This is a genomic window from Micromonospora sp. CA-240977 (genome assembly GCF_050942285.1).
Lineage (GTDB): Bacteria > Actinomycetota > Actinomycetes > Mycobacteriales > Micromonosporaceae > Micromonospora.
On the sequence record NZ_CP192055.1, the window covers coordinates 5905109 to 5918915 of the forward strand.

At 71.6% G+C, this 13807-nt stretch carries 12 protein-coding genes; 6 read left to right on the forward strand and 6 right to left on the reverse strand.

Annotated elements, in window-relative coordinates; genetic code table 11:
* Positions 1-26: 26 nt before the first annotated feature.
* Both ACQPWW_RS26660 and ACQPWW_RS26665 read right to left on the reverse strand, forming a co-directional pair.
* A complete protein-coding gene (locus ACQPWW_RS26660) occupies positions 27-2807 on the reverse strand; it encodes a BTAD domain-containing putative transcriptional regulator (protein ID WP_433126310.1) in 2781 nt (926 codons plus the stop codon).
* A gap of 80 nt (positions 2808-2887) precedes the next feature.
* Positions 2888-3682, reverse strand: a complete 795-nt coding sequence (locus tag ACQPWW_RS26665) for a hypothetical protein (RefSeq protein WP_433126311.1) — start codon at positions 3680-3682, stop codon at positions 2888-2890.
* A 215-nt stretch (positions 3683-3897) separates the two neighbouring features.
* Between ACQPWW_RS26665 and ACQPWW_RS26670 the strand changes: the two genes are divergently transcribed.
* On the forward strand, positions 3898-6996 hold the full coding sequence (locus ACQPWW_RS26670) for a BTAD domain-containing putative transcriptional regulator (RefSeq protein WP_433126312.1): 3099 nt from the start codon (positions 3898-3900) through the stop codon (positions 6994-6996).
* 150 nt (positions 6997-7146) lie between these two features.
* Here the strand turns inward: ACQPWW_RS26670 and ACQPWW_RS26675 are convergent, their stop codons facing one another.
* Both ACQPWW_RS26675 and ACQPWW_RS26680 read right to left on the reverse strand, forming a co-directional pair.
* Entirely contained in the window at positions 7147-7521 is a 375-nt protein-coding gene (locus ACQPWW_RS26675; RefSeq protein WP_433126313.1) for a YciI family protein, read from the reverse strand.
* Positions 7522-7651: 130 nt separating this feature from the next.
* The gene (locus tag ACQPWW_RS26680; protein WP_433126314.1) at positions 7652-8212 is read right to left on the reverse strand and encodes a hypothetical protein; all 561 of its coding nucleotides are present in this window, start codon (positions 8210-8212) and stop codon (positions 7652-7654) included.
* Between the two features lie 137 nt (positions 8213-8349).
* Here ACQPWW_RS26680 and ACQPWW_RS26685 point away from each other — a divergent pair, with 137 nt between their 5' ends.
* Positions 8350-8970 (forward strand): dihydrofolate reductase family protein, encoded by a 621-nt coding sequence (locus tag ACQPWW_RS26685; protein WP_433126315.1) that lies wholly within the window; start codon positions 8350-8352, stop codon positions 8968-8970.
* Between the two features lie 129 nt (positions 8971-9099).
* A complete protein-coding gene (locus tag ACQPWW_RS26690) occupies positions 9100-9804 on the forward strand; it encodes a TMEM175 family protein (RefSeq protein WP_433126316.1) in 705 nt (234 codons plus the stop codon).
* Here the strand turns inward: ACQPWW_RS26690 and ACQPWW_RS26695 are convergent.
* Positions 9789-10484 carry a cytidylate kinase family protein gene (locus ACQPWW_RS26695; RefSeq protein ID WP_433126317.1) on the reverse strand — a complete coding sequence of 232 codons (696 nt, stop codon included), beginning with the start codon at positions 10482-10484 and terminating at the stop codon, positions 9789-9791. The genes ACQPWW_RS26690 and ACQPWW_RS26695 overlap by 16 nt on opposite strands.
* Before the next feature lie 149 nt (positions 10485-10633).
* Positions 10634-11833, reverse strand: coding sequence for a DUF418 domain-containing protein (locus ACQPWW_RS26700; protein ID WP_433126318.1), 1200 nt, complete (start codon positions 11831-11833; stop codon positions 10634-10636).
* Between the two features lie 112 nt (positions 11834-11945).
* On the opposite strand from ACQPWW_RS26700, the gene ACQPWW_RS26705 reads away from it, so the two are divergent.
* The 3 genes from ACQPWW_RS26705 to ACQPWW_RS26715 all read left to right on the forward strand — a co-directional run bounded on the left by ACQPWW_RS26705 (position 11946) and on the right by ACQPWW_RS26715 (position 13800).
* Positions 11946-12704, forward strand: a complete 759-nt coding sequence (locus ACQPWW_RS26705; RefSeq protein WP_433126320.1) for a TetR/AcrR family transcriptional regulator — start codon at positions 11946-11948, stop codon at positions 12702-12704.
* A gap of 110 nt (positions 12705-12814) precedes the next feature.
* Complete coding sequence (locus ACQPWW_RS26710; RefSeq protein WP_433126321.1) at positions 12815-13159, forward strand: winged helix-turn-helix transcriptional regulator; 345 nt, start codon at positions 12815-12817, stop codon at positions 13157-13159.
* Between the two features lie 77 nt (positions 13160-13236).
* A complete protein-coding gene (locus ACQPWW_RS26715; RefSeq protein ID WP_433126324.1) occupies positions 13237-13800 on the forward strand; it encodes a carboxymuconolactone decarboxylase family protein in 564 nt (187 codons plus the stop codon).
* Positions 13801-13807 lie beyond the last annotated feature (7 nt).

The window sequence follows — 13807 nt, forward strand, 5'->3', positions numbered from 1 at the left end:
GGAAACGGCGCGGAAAGCGCTGTGCGTCAGGGGAGCCGACTGGCGTCGAGCCGGGCGAGGTCGGCGCGGATCGCGTCGGCGTCGGCATCGCCGAGCTCGTCGAGGATGGTCAGGGCCCGGCTCCACGCGGCACGGGTGGCGTCGAGGTCGGCGAGGGCCCGGTGGCTGCCACCAAGATTGACGTACGTGCTCGCCTCGGCGTACCGGTCGTTGACCTGGGTGAAGAGGTCGAGCGCGTGCTCGTAGCAGGCGATCGCGCGCCGGTCGTCGCCGAGCTGGTGGTGGGCGTGGCCGAGGCTGTCCCAGGTGTCGGCCTGGCCCTGGACGTCGCCCACCTCCTGCAACATCCGCAGCGCCTCGCCGCACGATCGGAGGGCACTGTGGTGGTTACCGAGCAGCCCTTCCTGCCAACCGACCGCGTTCAGGGTGTAGCCCTGCCCGGCCTGGTTCCCGGCCCGCCGGAACAGGGTCAGCGCCCGCCGGGAATGGTGCAGCGCCTCGTGGTGCTGCCCCCGCCGCTCGGCCAGCTGACCAAGGTTCAGGCAGGTGTGTGCCCGCCCGGCATCGTCGCCGACCTCGGTGAAGAGGTCGAACGCGCGCCGCAGGTGGTCGTCGGCCTCGTCGTAGCGGCGCAGGCGGGAGCAGGCGAGACCGAGGCTGCGGTGTGCCTGGCCCTGCCCGCTCTGGTCCCCGATCCGGGACGCGGCGGCGAGCGCGACGCGTTGCGTGCCGAGCCAGTCCTGCCAGTGCCCCTGCCGGTGCAGGAAGCCGGCCAGGGTCCAGGCGAGCCGCCAGGCGTGTCCCTCGAAGCCGAGCCGCGCCGCGAGCGGTACCGCGGCGAGCAGGACGGGAAGTTCGGCGGTGAACCACGCCGTGGCGGCCGACCTGCTCCGGGGATTCTCCGGTGTCACGTCGGCACCCGGCGGCGGGAGGCTGATCGCGCTGAAGTGCGGGTGCAGCACGAGGTCGGCGGCGTGTGCGGTGTGCAGGCAGTGGTCGAGCAGCCGGTGGACGGCGGCACGGCGGTCGGCCGGTGGCTCGGTCTCGTCGGCGAGGCCGGCGGCGTACGCGCGCAGCAGGTCGTGGAACCCGTAGCGCCCGTACGTGTGCTCGGTGAGGAGGTTCGCCCGGCTCAACTCGGTAAGCAGCGGACCAGTCGACTGCGGGGTGCCGCCGGCCAGGCTGGCCACGGCCGGGGCGGAGACGTCCGGGCCGGGATGCAGGCTCAGCAGCCGGAACAGCCGGAGCGCGGCCGGGCTCAGTGTGCGGCAGGACCAGGAGAAGACCGCCCGCACGTCGGTGGCCTCGTCACCGCCGTGGAAGGCGTCCAGGTCGTCCAGCTCGCCGGCGATCACACCCAACGTGACGTGCCGGTTGGTGGCGGCTCTGGCCGCGACGATGGCCAGGGCGATGGGCAGCCGCGCGCACCGGTCGGCGATGTGGTCAGCCGCCGCGGGTTCGGCGTCGACCTGGCCCTCCCCGAGCCGGCGGACCAGCATGTCGCGGGCCTCGCCAGGGCTGAGCAGGTCGAGGAGGACAGGTTGGGCGCTCTCGGTGACGACCAGCGGATTGAGCTGGTCGCGGCTGGTGACGATCGTGAGGCAGTCGGGTGAGCCGGGCAGCAGTGGCCGGACCTGTTCGGCGTCGCGCGCGTTGTCCAGCACGACAAGCAGCCGGCGGCCGGCCACCGTCGTGCGGTACAGGCTCACCATCAGGTCCGGATCGCTCGGCATCCGTGCCGCCGGCACGCCGAGCGCCTCCAGGAACCCGTGCAGCGCTCGCGCCGGTTCGGTCGGCGTGGCCCCCGGGTCGAAACCGCGCAGGTTGACGTAGAGCTGCCCGTCGGGGAAGCGCTGGGCCGCCCGGTGCGCCCAGTGCACGGCGAGCGCCGTCTTGCCGACGCCCGCGGTCCCGGACACCACAGCGGCGCCGCCCCGCTCGACGAGCGCGTCGAGGGCGACGAGTTCCGCCTCGCGCCCGATGAACGTCGGTATGCCGGGAGGCAGCTGCGCCGCCACCGACGCCGGCGCCGGCGTGACCGGGGCGGGTGCGGCGATCGTGCTGTCCTGGCGCAGGATGGCGCACTCCAGATCCCGGAGCCGCGGACTCGGGTCGATGCCCAGGTTCTCCCGGAGGGTGTCGCGCAGCCGCCGGTACGTGGCGACCGCCTCGCCCTGTCGGCCGTCGCGGTACAGGGCGAGCATCAGTTGCGCGTGCAGGTGCTCGTCGAAGGGGTGCTGCCGGACGAGCCGCTCCAACCCGGGGACGAGCCGAGCGTGCTCGCCGACGGACAACCGGGCCTCGGCGAGCGCCCGTTCGGCCTCCAACCGGAGGCGGGCCAGGTGTTCGGCCTGCTCCTCGAGCCAGGCGGACCCGCCCACGTCGGCCAGTGGCGGGCCACGCCACAACGCCACGGCAGCCGTCAGGTGGTTCACCTGCTCGTTGGGGTCCGACGACCGTCGGGCCAGGTCGAGGAGGCGCTCGGCGGCCTGGACGTCGGTGGACTCCGGCCCGGTGTCGAGCACGTAACCGGGCGGGCGCGCCACTATCGACCCGGGCTCGCCGAGCACTCCGCGCAGGTAGGAGACGTGGCGCTGCAGCGTGTTCGCCGCGGTGGCCGGCAGGTGCTCGCCCCAGACCACCTCGATGAGCCGGTCGGTGCTCACCACCCGACCCGCGTGCAGCGCCAACGTCGCCAGTATCGCCTTGCGGCGCAGGCCGTTCACCGCCTGCGGACCGTCGGCGACGACCACCTCCACCGGCCCGAGCAGCCTGACCCGCACGCCCGTGCCAGCCGTCGAGATCACCGGGTCAGGCTAAATCCGCAGCTCGGCGACCTCGCTCTGTTCGTCGCGGACTGGACACGATCAACGGGTGAGCCCCGTCGTCAGCCGGTGTACTTGCCGTTGCGGGTGTCCCCCGCCGTGCCGTCGTAGAACACCTTGCGGTAGCGGTGCACCGAACCCTTCTTGACCGCCTGCCAGTGGGCGTACGCCACCTCGTAGTCGTGGTGCTTGTAGTAGTCACCGGCGGACTTGTAGTAGATCCGGTGCCGGGCGTACCCGCCGCAGTTGGCGAGGTAGCTGTAGGAGTACATCTTCATTCCGCCGAAGTCGGACGAGTAGTACGTCTTCGCCGGGTGCCACACGGTGCCCGGATTCGGGTAGCCGGGCAGCTCGGCCCAGTTGTACGAGTTCCAGTACAGGTCCCAACAGGTAAGCACCGCCGCGCTGGACATCGCGCTCGACGTCGGCACGGCCAGATCCTCGGCGACGACAACGGACGCCACGATGGTCCGGTAGGCCAGCTCCGGTGGGGTCGGCGTGCCGGCCGGCGGCTCCGACAGCAGCACCCGCGGCACCGGCACGGACCTGGGCGTGATGCTCAGGTACGTCTGGAGCATGCTCTGCTTGTCGTCGTACTCCAGTGGCGCGTTGCGGCCCATCTCCCCGTCCTGACGAAGCCCCCAGTCGCCGGACAGCTCGTCGCGGGAGAACACCACCCGCACACCGTTGCGGTAACCCAGCCGCGCCAGCTCGACGTCGCGGTCCATGGGCTCGTCGGCGTACACCCCTGGACCTGACCCACCGGCGGCACCGGCCGGCGCGGCGTTCCACGCGGTCAGCGTCGGCAGGACGACCAGCACCGCGAGCAGTACGCGTCCCGACAGCACTCTTGCCATCACCACTCCCCATTCGATCGATCGCGAGACGCGGACCCGGATGGTCGCCCCTCTGCGTGTCTTCCCGGGACATCCTTCGAGGCGGTGTTCAGAGCGCCGTCAAAGTGGCGTCAAGTACGCCGGGATTCGGTGTCGTAACGGCGACGCTCGCGTACGCACTGCCACCCGCGCGGCGCCCAATGAGACCGGAACCAGCGTCGACCGGAAGGCATCGGATGAACGCCACGACGGATCGAGAATGGAGCCGGCGGTGCACCGTCGTAGTCGCCGCGGCCGGGTACGGCAAGACCGTCGCCGTACGAGGCTGGCTGGGCGACCGCTCGGTGCGGTGGTGTGCCGGGACGGACGTCGCGGCGCTGGCGACGGCCGGGCCGGAATGGCTCGCCACCCTCGGCGCCGCGATCGAGGCGCGCGTCGACGAACCGGGCTGGCTCGTCCTCGACGACGTTCCGCGACTGTCCCGTCGCCGGCTCCAGACCCTGCTGGACACGCTGGAACGCCTGCCCCCGCAGCTCAGGGTCGTCCTGGTGACCCGCCACCCGCCAACCCTGTCCCCCCGACAGTCGGGCCTGCTCACCGAGTACGGGCCGGCGGATCTCCGGCTCTCGCCCGAGCAGGTGGCGTCAGCGCTGGCCGTCGACCACGGCCGGACCGACCCGGCGTTCGCGGCCCGGGTCCACGCCGAGACCGCTGGCTGGCCGGCGCTTGTCACTCTGGCCGCGCGGACGGCCGCCGCCACCGGCACGGACCGGGACGACCTGGCCGGGCCGGGGACACCACTGGAGTCCTACCTGGTGCGGGAGGTGTTCGCGGAGCTGCCGCCCGAAGTCCACCGACTGCTGCGGGACGCGGCACACCTCGACCCGGTCCACAGCGATCTGGGCGATGTCCTCGGCCACCGACACGGGGGCCGTCGGCTGGACCAGCTGGCCCGCGGCGGCATCCTCGTCCCGGTACCGGGGGGCGGGCCCGCGTACCGGATGGTGCCGGTCGTCGCCCGCGTCGCCCGTCGCCGATTCCCGTTGGGCCCGGCGGTGGCGCAACGCCTGCACGCGCGAGCGGCAGCCTGGTACGCCGAGCACGGATACCTGGTCCCGGCCCTCCGGTCGTACGGACGAGCGGGTGTCCCGGCCGCGGCGGCGTCGCTCCTCGCCGACCACGGCGCGGAGCTGCTCGCCGCGGGCGGCGCCGAGGCCGTCGTGGACGCCGTCCAGGCGCTCCCCGAGCACGCCCGGTCCGACGGCCTGCGGCTGCTGCACGGGGAGGCGCTCCAGATGCGCGGCGACTTCGACGCGGCACTCGCCGTCTACGCCGCGCTGGACAGTCGTCGGGGCTCCCTCGCCGCAGGGCTCGCCTGGCAGTACGGCCTCGTGCACTACCTGCGCGGCGAACCGCAGGCCGCCCTTGAGGTCTTCCGACGCGGTGTGCTCGACCCGCAGCCGTCCACCGACAACGCCCGACTGCTCGCCTGGACCGCTTCGGCCCAGTGGACGACCGGGGACACCGAGGCGTGCCGGGGCAACGCCGAACGGGCCCTCGCGGCAGCGGCAGCGGTCGGCAGCGAGGCGGCCCTCGCCGCCGCGCACACCGCGCTCGCCCTCGACGCCAAGCTGCGCGGTGATCGACCGGCAGCCGACGAACACCACGAGAAGGCGCTCCGGGCCGCCGAGGCGGCCCGCGACACCATCCAGGTGACCCGCATCCGCGCCAACCGCGCGTCCGCCCTGGTCGGCGAGGGCCGATACCTCGAAGCGCTGGCGGAGGTGCGGCCGGCGGTGGAGTTGGCCCAGGCCAACGGGCACGCCGCGATGCTCGCGCTGGCCCTCTGCAACGAGGGCGGCGCCCATTTCCACCTCGGTCAGCTCACCGAGGCCGCCGCCTCCTACGAACGGGCCGTACCGCTGCTGCAACGCATGGGATCCCGCAAGGTGGCGTACCCCTTGGTGGGTATCGGCGACGTCCACGCGCTGCGGGGCCGGACCAACCTGGCACGCGCGGCGTACGAGGAGGCGCTGCGCGCCAGTGAACCCGTCAACGACCACCAGATCCAGGTGCCGGCGCTCGCCGGACTGGCCCGCGTGCTGGCCGCCGAGGACGGCGCCACGGCGGTCGCCCTCGCCCAACGCGCCGTCGAACTGGAACGCGGCCCGGACTCGGCGACCGCCCGGCTCGCGCTCGGCTGGGTGGCACTGGAGATCGGCGACCACCAGCGGGCCGCCGAGGTGGCGCTGCTGGCGTCCACCGCCGCCCGGCTGCATCGGGACCGGGCGGCCCTCGCCGAGGCGTTGGAGCTTCGCGGGGCCGCCGCCCTCGACTCCGACGACACCCGCCACGCCTGGCGGGAGGCGGCGGCGACACTGCGCGACATCAGGTCGGCCGTGGCCGCGGACCGACTCGCGGTGCTGCTCAGCCGGCTACCCGGAGCGGATCCCCAGGAGCGGGTCGACGCCCGGCTGGCCGCCGAGCGGCTGACCAGCGCCGGCGTACCGGTGCCCACGCTCAACCGGCAGCGCCCCCGCCGCGTCGCCCAGGTCACCGTCCGCACCCTCGGCCGCTTCGAGGTGTTCGTGGACGGCGCGCAGGTGCAGGCCACCGCGTGGCAGTCCCGTAAGGCACGGGACCTGCTGCGCATCCTCGCCGCCCGGCGCGGTCGCGCGGTGCCCCGGGAGCAGCTCGGCGAGATGCTCTGGCCCGGCCAGGACCCGGACCGGGTCAGCCACCGGCTGTCCGTGGCCCTGTCCACCCTCCGCGGTGTGCTCGACCCGGAGCGCCGTACGTCGACCGACCACTTCATCATCGCCGCGCACCCGAGTCTGGCGCTCGACGTGGATCACGTTGAGCTGGATGTCGAGGAGTTCCTCGCCGAATCGGCACACGGCCTGCGCCTGGCGGAACACGGCGCGACAGATGACGCACGCGCCACGCTCCTGCTCGCCGAACAGCGCTACCGGGGCGACTTCCTGGAGGACGAGCCGTACGACGACTGGTCCCGACCGACCCGCGAGGAGGCACGTCGGGTCTACCTGGGCGTGGTGCGCAAGCTGGCCGCGCTGGCACCCGACGTCGACGAGACCGTCCGCCACCTTGGCCGCGCCCTCGAACTGGAGCCCTACGACGAGGGCGTGCACGGCGAGTTCATCCGGACGCTCACCGCCGCGGGCCGACACGGCGAGGCCGCCCAGGCCTTTCGACGGTACGCGGAGGCGATGTCCTTCATCGGCGTACCGGCCCGGACGCGGGGGGAACTGTGCGACGCCGAGCGGGTCGCGGCTGGCGACGAGGCGGACCGGCAACGGCTCGCGTCGAGCAGGTGACCTACCGCGGTTGTCCGTGCAACGACACCTGCCCACGGGCGGCGTCGAGATCCCCTTCCCGCTCGGCGGCGTCCCCAGACGGTCGGCGTCGGGTGAGCCCGCCGCCCGCGTGGACGTCGAGCTGACACCCGTCGCGCGGTCACACGTTGGTCATCCGCGACCGGCGGCCTGGCGGAGCAGCGCGTCGGTTTCGGGGTCGGGCATGAGCTCCCGCACCTTCTGGGCGCAGCGGCAACCGACGGCGATCTTCGCAGCCCACGCCTGCGCCTCCTCGCGGGTGGTCACGTCGACGACCACGAACCCGCCGACGACCTCCCTGGTCTCCGGGTACGGGCCGTCGGTGACCGTCCCGTCCGTGGCCACGACGGTCGCGCGCTGCCTCTCCAGTCCGGCGCCGAACACCCACACGCCGGCGTTCACGGCCTCCTCGACCACCGCGTGCGAGGCCTTGCCCACGTCCGCCATCTCCTCGGCGGGGATGTGGTCCATCGCGCCGTCGTTGAACGAGATCAGGTACCGCGGCATCGCCAGACTCCCTCGTCCCGGCGGCCTCCTCCGACCGCCTCCTGCCGGTACTACGAACGACGCGTCCCGGATTCGACGCGATGACCGAAGAATTCCAAAGATCTCCGCCGCTCGGCGGTCGCGCGCGTCCCTACCTCCTGTTCAGCTTGACTGTCACACCCTGGTCGGCGCATGCCGCCTGGAGACCCGTCGTCGCGGTTTCCACAGGGACAAGCAACGCGATCGCGCCCATCTCCTGCCCCTCCGGCAGCTGCGAGATCTGCCAGGCGATGTCGACAAGGGCGGTGCCGTGCTTGCGGATGTCCTCGTACCGGGAGTCTTCGAACACCTTCCGCGTCTCCCGGTACTCGGCCTCGGTGAGCTTGATGTCGCCGGAGCCCTTCGTGGTGCCGTCCGGGTCCTTGCCCTCGGCCAGCGCCTTGCACGCGGCGATCCCGGAGTCCTCCTTGATGAACCGCTCGTACACGGTGAATCCGGTGGCCACGAGCATCAGGAGGGCGACGAAGGCGACGGCGGCGAACAGCAGCGGCTTACGGCCTGACATGCCTGCCGGCGGCGGCAGGTGGCCGGGCTGAGCCGAACCGGGGTCCTGCTGGCCGAGCGGGTGGGGCTGGTACTGCTGCGGCGGGTACACCGGGCCGCCCGGCTGGTCGGGCGACTGCGGCTGCTGGGCCTGGTACGGGTCGGTCACTGTGTGCTCCCCACGTGATGTCTGTGGCCGGGATCCAGAGCCAACAATGCGCCCGGCACACCTCGTGCACCCTAGTGCCGGACGCCGATGCCACGGGACACTCGTCTGTTGTCGGAGGCGACGCGAGGGAGTGAGCGATGACCACACAGGGCGGCAAGGTGATCGCCGACCAGACGATCTCGGCCGACGGGTTCTCGGCCGGGCTCAACCAGACCGAGGAACGCCCGTTCGGTGACGACGGCGGTGACGGCTGGGGCGGCCGGCTGCATGCCTGGATGTTCGACTTCGGCGAGGAGAACCGGCCCGAGCTCGACCAGATCAAGGCCGCCGCCGTGGTCATCATGGGGCGCAACATGTTCGGCCCGGTGCGCGGCCCCTGGGACCGGCAGTGGAACGGCTGGTGGGGCGAGGATCCACCGTTTCACAGCCCGGTCTTCGTGCTCACCCACCACGCCCGCGAGCCGCAGCCGATGAGGGGTGGCACCACGTACCACTTCGTCACGGACGGCATCGAGTCGGCGCTCGCACAGGCACGAGCCGCGGCCGGTGGCGGCGACATCCTGATCCACGGAGGTGCGACCACCATCAACCAGTATCTCGCCGCGGGCCTGGTCGCCGAGCTGCGGCTGCACATCGTGCCGGTCACTCTCGGCGCCGGGGTACGAATGTTCGAGGGCGTCCCGCCGTTGCGCCTGGAACAGGTGGCGGCGCGGGTGACGAGTTCGGTGGTGCATGTGACCTACCGCGTGCTGTCCTGAACCGATGCCCGAGGCGGTGTCCCACGGCTCGACCGAGGGCAGCGGTTTGGTTTCCGCGACGGCGGGAACTCACGGCACCGAAGGGGTTCGGGCAACGGGTCGGGTGCTCGCACCGTTGGGGGGACGCTCATGCGCTGGTTCCGCTCGGCCCGCGGCGCCTCCACGAGGGACACCACCAGATCCAGCGACCCGATCGGTGCGGAACGGGACCCGAAGCGGGCAGTCACCTTCAGCGACGCCGTCATCGCCATCGCCGTCACCCTGCTCGTCCTGGAGATCCAGCCGCCGGAGGACACCGAGCACCTGCTCCACGGCCTCATCGAACTGTGGCCCTCGTACGTGGCCTACGCCATCACCTTTCTGCTGATCGGGCAGATGTGGGTGAACCACCACGTCATGTTCGACCACATCCGCTCCGCCGACCGCATGCTGCTCCTGCTCAACACCCTGCTGCTGATGGTGATCGCGTTCCTGCCGTTCGCCTCGTCCCTGCTGGCGCGCGCGTTCGAGTCCGGCCACGGCCAACGGACCGCCCTCATCTTCTACGGGGCCACCTACGAGGTGGCCGCCGTCCTCTTCAATGTGATCTGGGAGTACGCCAGACATGGCCGCCGCCTGCTGACAACGGCCACCGACAACGACACCGCCCGGGCGATCAGCAGCCGGTTCCGCCCCGCGCCCATCTGGATCGCCGCCGGGACCGCGCTGGGCGCCCTTCACCCGGTCGTGGGCCTCGTGGTGGTCACCGCGTTCATCCCGTTCTACTGGCTGCCGATCAAGGGCGAGGTCGCCAGCATCAAACGCACCCGGGAGCAGGGTCAGGGTGACCCGTAGCCGTGCGGTCGGGATGGAAGCTCCCAGACCGGCAGTTCGGGCTCGTCGTTGTGCACGACGATGTTCGCGTGCCGGGTCGGGCGCACCGTGGCGAAGTAGAGCTGCTGGGACGGGATGTAACGCTCGCGCCAGCGTCGTTCGACGTCCGCCCGCGTCGACACCCGGCGCTCGCGGACCACGGCACGATCCACTGTCTTCTCCAGCGGTATCGACACGAAGACGCGCAGTTCCCACCTATCGATCAGCTCCGGACGCAGGAGGAAGACGCCGTCGAAGAGGAGCACGGCGTCGGCCGCGGCAGTCGTGACCGACGGAGACATAGCGGCATCCGCGACGCGGTCGTAGATCGCGTGTTGGAAGCGTCGATCTCCACCCGGGCCGAGCGGGTCGAGCAGGACCCGGTTCAGCGCGTCGTAGTCGTGGGTGTCGTGGTAACAACCTTCGGCCGAGTACTCGCCGCGCGGATAGCGCTGCGCGCGGGGGAAGAGGAAGTCGTCGATCGTGGCGCGGATGACGTCGCGGCCCTGTTCGCGGAGGACGGCGGCCAACTCGTCCGCGAGGGTGGTCTTACCGGCGGCGGGTGGCCCGTCGATGGCAACCCGCGTCGGATGCGCGACGGCGACGGATCCGACCTCCTCAGCCAGGCGTCCGAGCAACTCGTCGCGGGTGCCTCGAACCATGTCACAGTCCTACCGGGTCGGGTCGGCGCCCTCGAAACGGGCCTTCCGTGGTCGGGCCGTCGGGCGTGGGCGCCGCGCCGGCGTCCTCGGATTGTCGTCCGCCGCCGACGGTCGCGCCAGACGGCCCGACCTCGGCAGAGGCTCCGCGATCACGTCCGCGGCCCGTAGGTCAGGCGGCGCAGGACGATCTCGGCGGGACCGGGCCGGCCGCGCCTGTCGAGCTGACGGGCCATCAGCACGGTGGCGAGCCAGACGGCCACCGCGATGATCAGGCCGGTCACCGTGGGGCTGCCGAAACGGTCGCCGAGGGCGAGCGTGAAGGGTGCCAGGAGGACGAGCCAGGCCACGGACTGGAACAGGTATCCCGACAGGGAGCGCTGGCCCAGGGCGGAGAGTGCGCCGACGACACGGCCGGACCGCGTGGCCCGCATGGCGATCAGGCCGAAGACAGCCACGTAGCCGGGCCCGGCGAACATGCCGCTGGCGCCGTGGAGCAGCAGCGCCAGGCTGGCTGTCGACTCGTCGACGTGCAGCCATCCGGCGCTGATCAGGGCGGCCGGGAGGCCTCCGGCGATGGCGACACCGAGGCCCAGGACGGCGGTCCAGGTGAGCACTGTCCGGTGGCGGGCCGGCTCTTCGAGGACGCGGCGGCGAGCGGCCCACATGCCCAACCAGGCGATCATGATGAAGGGCAGGACGGTCAACGTGTGCATCGGCCATTCGCCGAGGCGGTCCAGCATCGACGTGGCGTACCCGGGCGCGGCGAGGGAGTCGACGTGGGTCGACGGCAGCGGCACCGACCCGCCCGGACCGCCGAGGATGGTGCTGACCACGACGGCGCCGAGGACAAGCACCTCGACTGTCGCTAGCGCCCAGAGCACCAGCGCGATCCGGTGGAACCTGTCGCCGCGGCGCAGGAGCAGCAGGGTCATCGCGATCCCGACGATCCCGTACGCGCCGAGGAAGTCGCCGTAGTACAACAGTGCGGCGTGCGCGAAACCGAACACGACGAGCCAGAGGTTGCGACGGAGCAGCACGGACCGGACCTGCTGGGGCGTGGCACCGGAGGCGTCCTGGCGGCGGGCCAGCTGGACGAGTCCGTAGCCGAACATCACGGCGAAGACCGGATAGCCGCGGGCGTGGACGAGCTCGAAGAGCAGGAGGTTGAGGCCCCTGTCGACGCCTTCGGGCGTGGCGTCGAGGCCGGGCTCGCCGGCGAAGACGACTCCGGCGACGTTGGCCAGCGCGATGATCAGCAACATCGCTCCCCGGGCCAGGTCCGGCGCGAGGGCGCGTTCGGTGCGCAGCACCGGCCCTCTCGATGTCCGCACTGCGGTGTCCATGCTCATTGTCGCCTCTCCCCGCTGTCCCAGTTTTAGTTTCGTAGAGAAAGTATCACAGGCAAACTAATAGGGTCTGGCATGATGGTGCGGTAACTGTCCGGGGCGAACGTGGGAGCCCATGACCAGCGAGGACTTCGTCCCGGCGCCACTGCGCCGGCTGTGGGGGATGCCAGAGTCGTCGCGTCTCGGGCGGCCCGCGACCCTCGACGTCAACGTGGTCGTCGCCGCGGCCGTGAAGATCGCCGACCGCGACGGACTGGGCGGCGTGACGCTCCCCAAGGTCGCCGAGAGCCTCGGCTTCACGAGCATGTCGCTCTACCGGCACGTCGGGTCCAAGGACGAACTGCTCACCCTCATGGCCAACGCCGCGCTGGGTCAGCCACCGACAATCGACACCAGCGACTGGCGGGAAGGGCTGCGCAGTTGGGCATTCGCGCAGCGCGTGGTGTACCAGCGTCGGCCCTGGCTGACCCGCGTGCCGTCCTCCGGCCCGCCCGCCGGGCCGAACCAGATCGCCTGGATGGAGAGCGCGCTGGCGATCATGTCCGGCACCGGCCTGGACTGGGCCCACAAGATCGGCGCACTGTCCCTGATCAGCGGCTACACGGTCCAGTCGGTACGCCAGTACAGCGAACTCGCCGAGGGTAGGGCCGAGGGCCAGGGGCAGGCCGACGCCGAACGCGAATACGGCAGGGCGCTGGCGCGGCTCGTCGACCCCGCCCGCTTCCCCGAGACAGCCCGCCTGTTCTCCTCACCCCTGTTCGAGGCGCCACCGTCCGACACTCCCGACGCGACGATCGCCGACGCGGACTTCTCCCTCGGGCTGGAGTTGATCCTCGACGGAATCGCCGTCCGGATCGAACGCTCGGGTTCCTGAACCCCATCCGTGGGGTCCGATCACCTCACCGGCGGTGGGCGCGCTCGGCACCGGCACGGCTCGGGGTTACCGTGTCGGAAATCGAAGCGTCAAGAGGGGCGGCACAGGCGATGACGACGCCCAGGCCGGGTCGACAGGTACGAGGGTCGAGCACCGGACGTCCACTGATGGCCGCCCTCGACCTGTTCGGGCGCCGCTGGAACCTCCGAATCATCTGGGAGTTGCGGCAGGGGCCGGTCGGCTTCCGCGCGCTCCAGCAGCGCTGCGACAACATGTCCTCCAGCGTCCTGCGGCAACGGCTCACGGAACTGCTCGACGCCCAGCTCGTCGCACAGCAACCGGACACGACCTACGCTCTCACCGAGCTCGGCCACGGTGCCCACCAGGCCCTGCGCCCCCTCGTCCGCTGGTCCGACACCTGGTCTTCCGTGCTGACCGACGACGGTACGCAGTAGCGCAGCACAGCGTACCCCTGGCGCTTCTAAAACCGAATCGCTATGGTGCGGTGGAACCCGCAGCACGGGAGGCGACAATGGCCCGCATAGCTCCGCTCGAAGCGCCGTTCCCGGCGGACGTGGCAGCCCAACTCGCCACGATGATGCCGAGCGGCGTGCCACCGATCGGCTTGTTCCGGACGTACGCCAGGAACCTGCCGATGACCACCGCGATGAGTCACTGGGGCAGTTACGAACTCGGCCGGCACCTGTCCCTGACGATCCGCGAGCGGGAGATCGTCATCCTTCGCACCTGCGCGCGCTGCGGCTGCGAGTACGAGTGGGGCGTCCATCTGATGTTCTTCGCCCACCGCGCCGGACTCACCCGGCCCGAGATCGCCTCGGTCACCCACGGCACGCCGGACGATCCGTGCTGGACCACCGGCCGCGAACGAACGCTCATCCAGGTGGTGGACGCCCTGCACGACTCGTCGGACATCGACGACAGTCTGTGGCAGTCCGCCCGGGAGGCTCTGGACGAGCCGCAGTTGCTCGACCTGCTCCTGCTCTGCGGGTGGTACCACGCGATCAGCTTCGCCGCTCGGGCCGCCCGGGTCGACCTCGAGCCGGGCGCCCCTCGCTTCGCCGACGCCACGGGCTGATGCGCCG

Excerpts from the sequence above, each read along its gene's own strand:
- ACQPWW_RS26665 (WP_433126311.1), bottom strand. The coding sequence starts at position 3,682 with ATGGCAAGAGTGCTGTCGGGACGCGTACTGCTCGCGGTGCTGGTCGTC.
- ACQPWW_RS26670 (WP_433126312.1), top strand. The coding sequence starts at position 3,898 with ATGAACGCCACGACGGATCGAGAATGGAGCCGGCGGTGCACCGTCGTA.
- ACQPWW_RS26675 (WP_433126313.1), bottom strand. The coding sequence starts at position 7,521 with ATGCCGCGGTACCTGATCTCGTTCAACGACGGCGCGATGGACCACATC.
- ACQPWW_RS26685 (WP_433126315.1), top strand. The coding sequence starts at position 8,350 with ATGACCACACAGGGCGGCAAGGTGATCGCCGACCAGACGATCTCGGCC.
- ACQPWW_RS26690 (WP_433126316.1), top strand. The coding sequence starts at position 9,100 with ATGCGCTGGTTCCGCTCGGCCCGCGGCGCCTCCACGAGGGACACCACC.
- ACQPWW_RS26695 (WP_433126317.1), bottom strand. The coding sequence starts at position 10,484 with ATGGTTCGAGGCACCCGCGACGAGTTGCTCGGACGCCTGGCTGAGGAG.
- ACQPWW_RS26700 (WP_433126318.1), bottom strand. The coding sequence starts at position 11,833 with ATGAGCATGGACACCGCAGTGCGGACATCGAGAGGGCCGGTGCTGCGC.
- ACQPWW_RS26705 (WP_433126320.1), top strand. The coding sequence starts at position 11,946 with ATGACCAGCGAGGACTTCGTCCCGGCGCCACTGCGCCGGCTGTGGGGG.
- ACQPWW_RS26710 (WP_433126321.1), top strand. The coding sequence starts at position 12,815 with ATGACGACGCCCAGGCCGGGTCGACAGGTACGAGGGTCGAGCACCGGA.
- ACQPWW_RS26715 (WP_433126324.1), top strand. The coding sequence starts at position 13,237 with ATGGCCCGCATAGCTCCGCTCGAAGCGCCGTTCCCGGCGGACGTGGCA.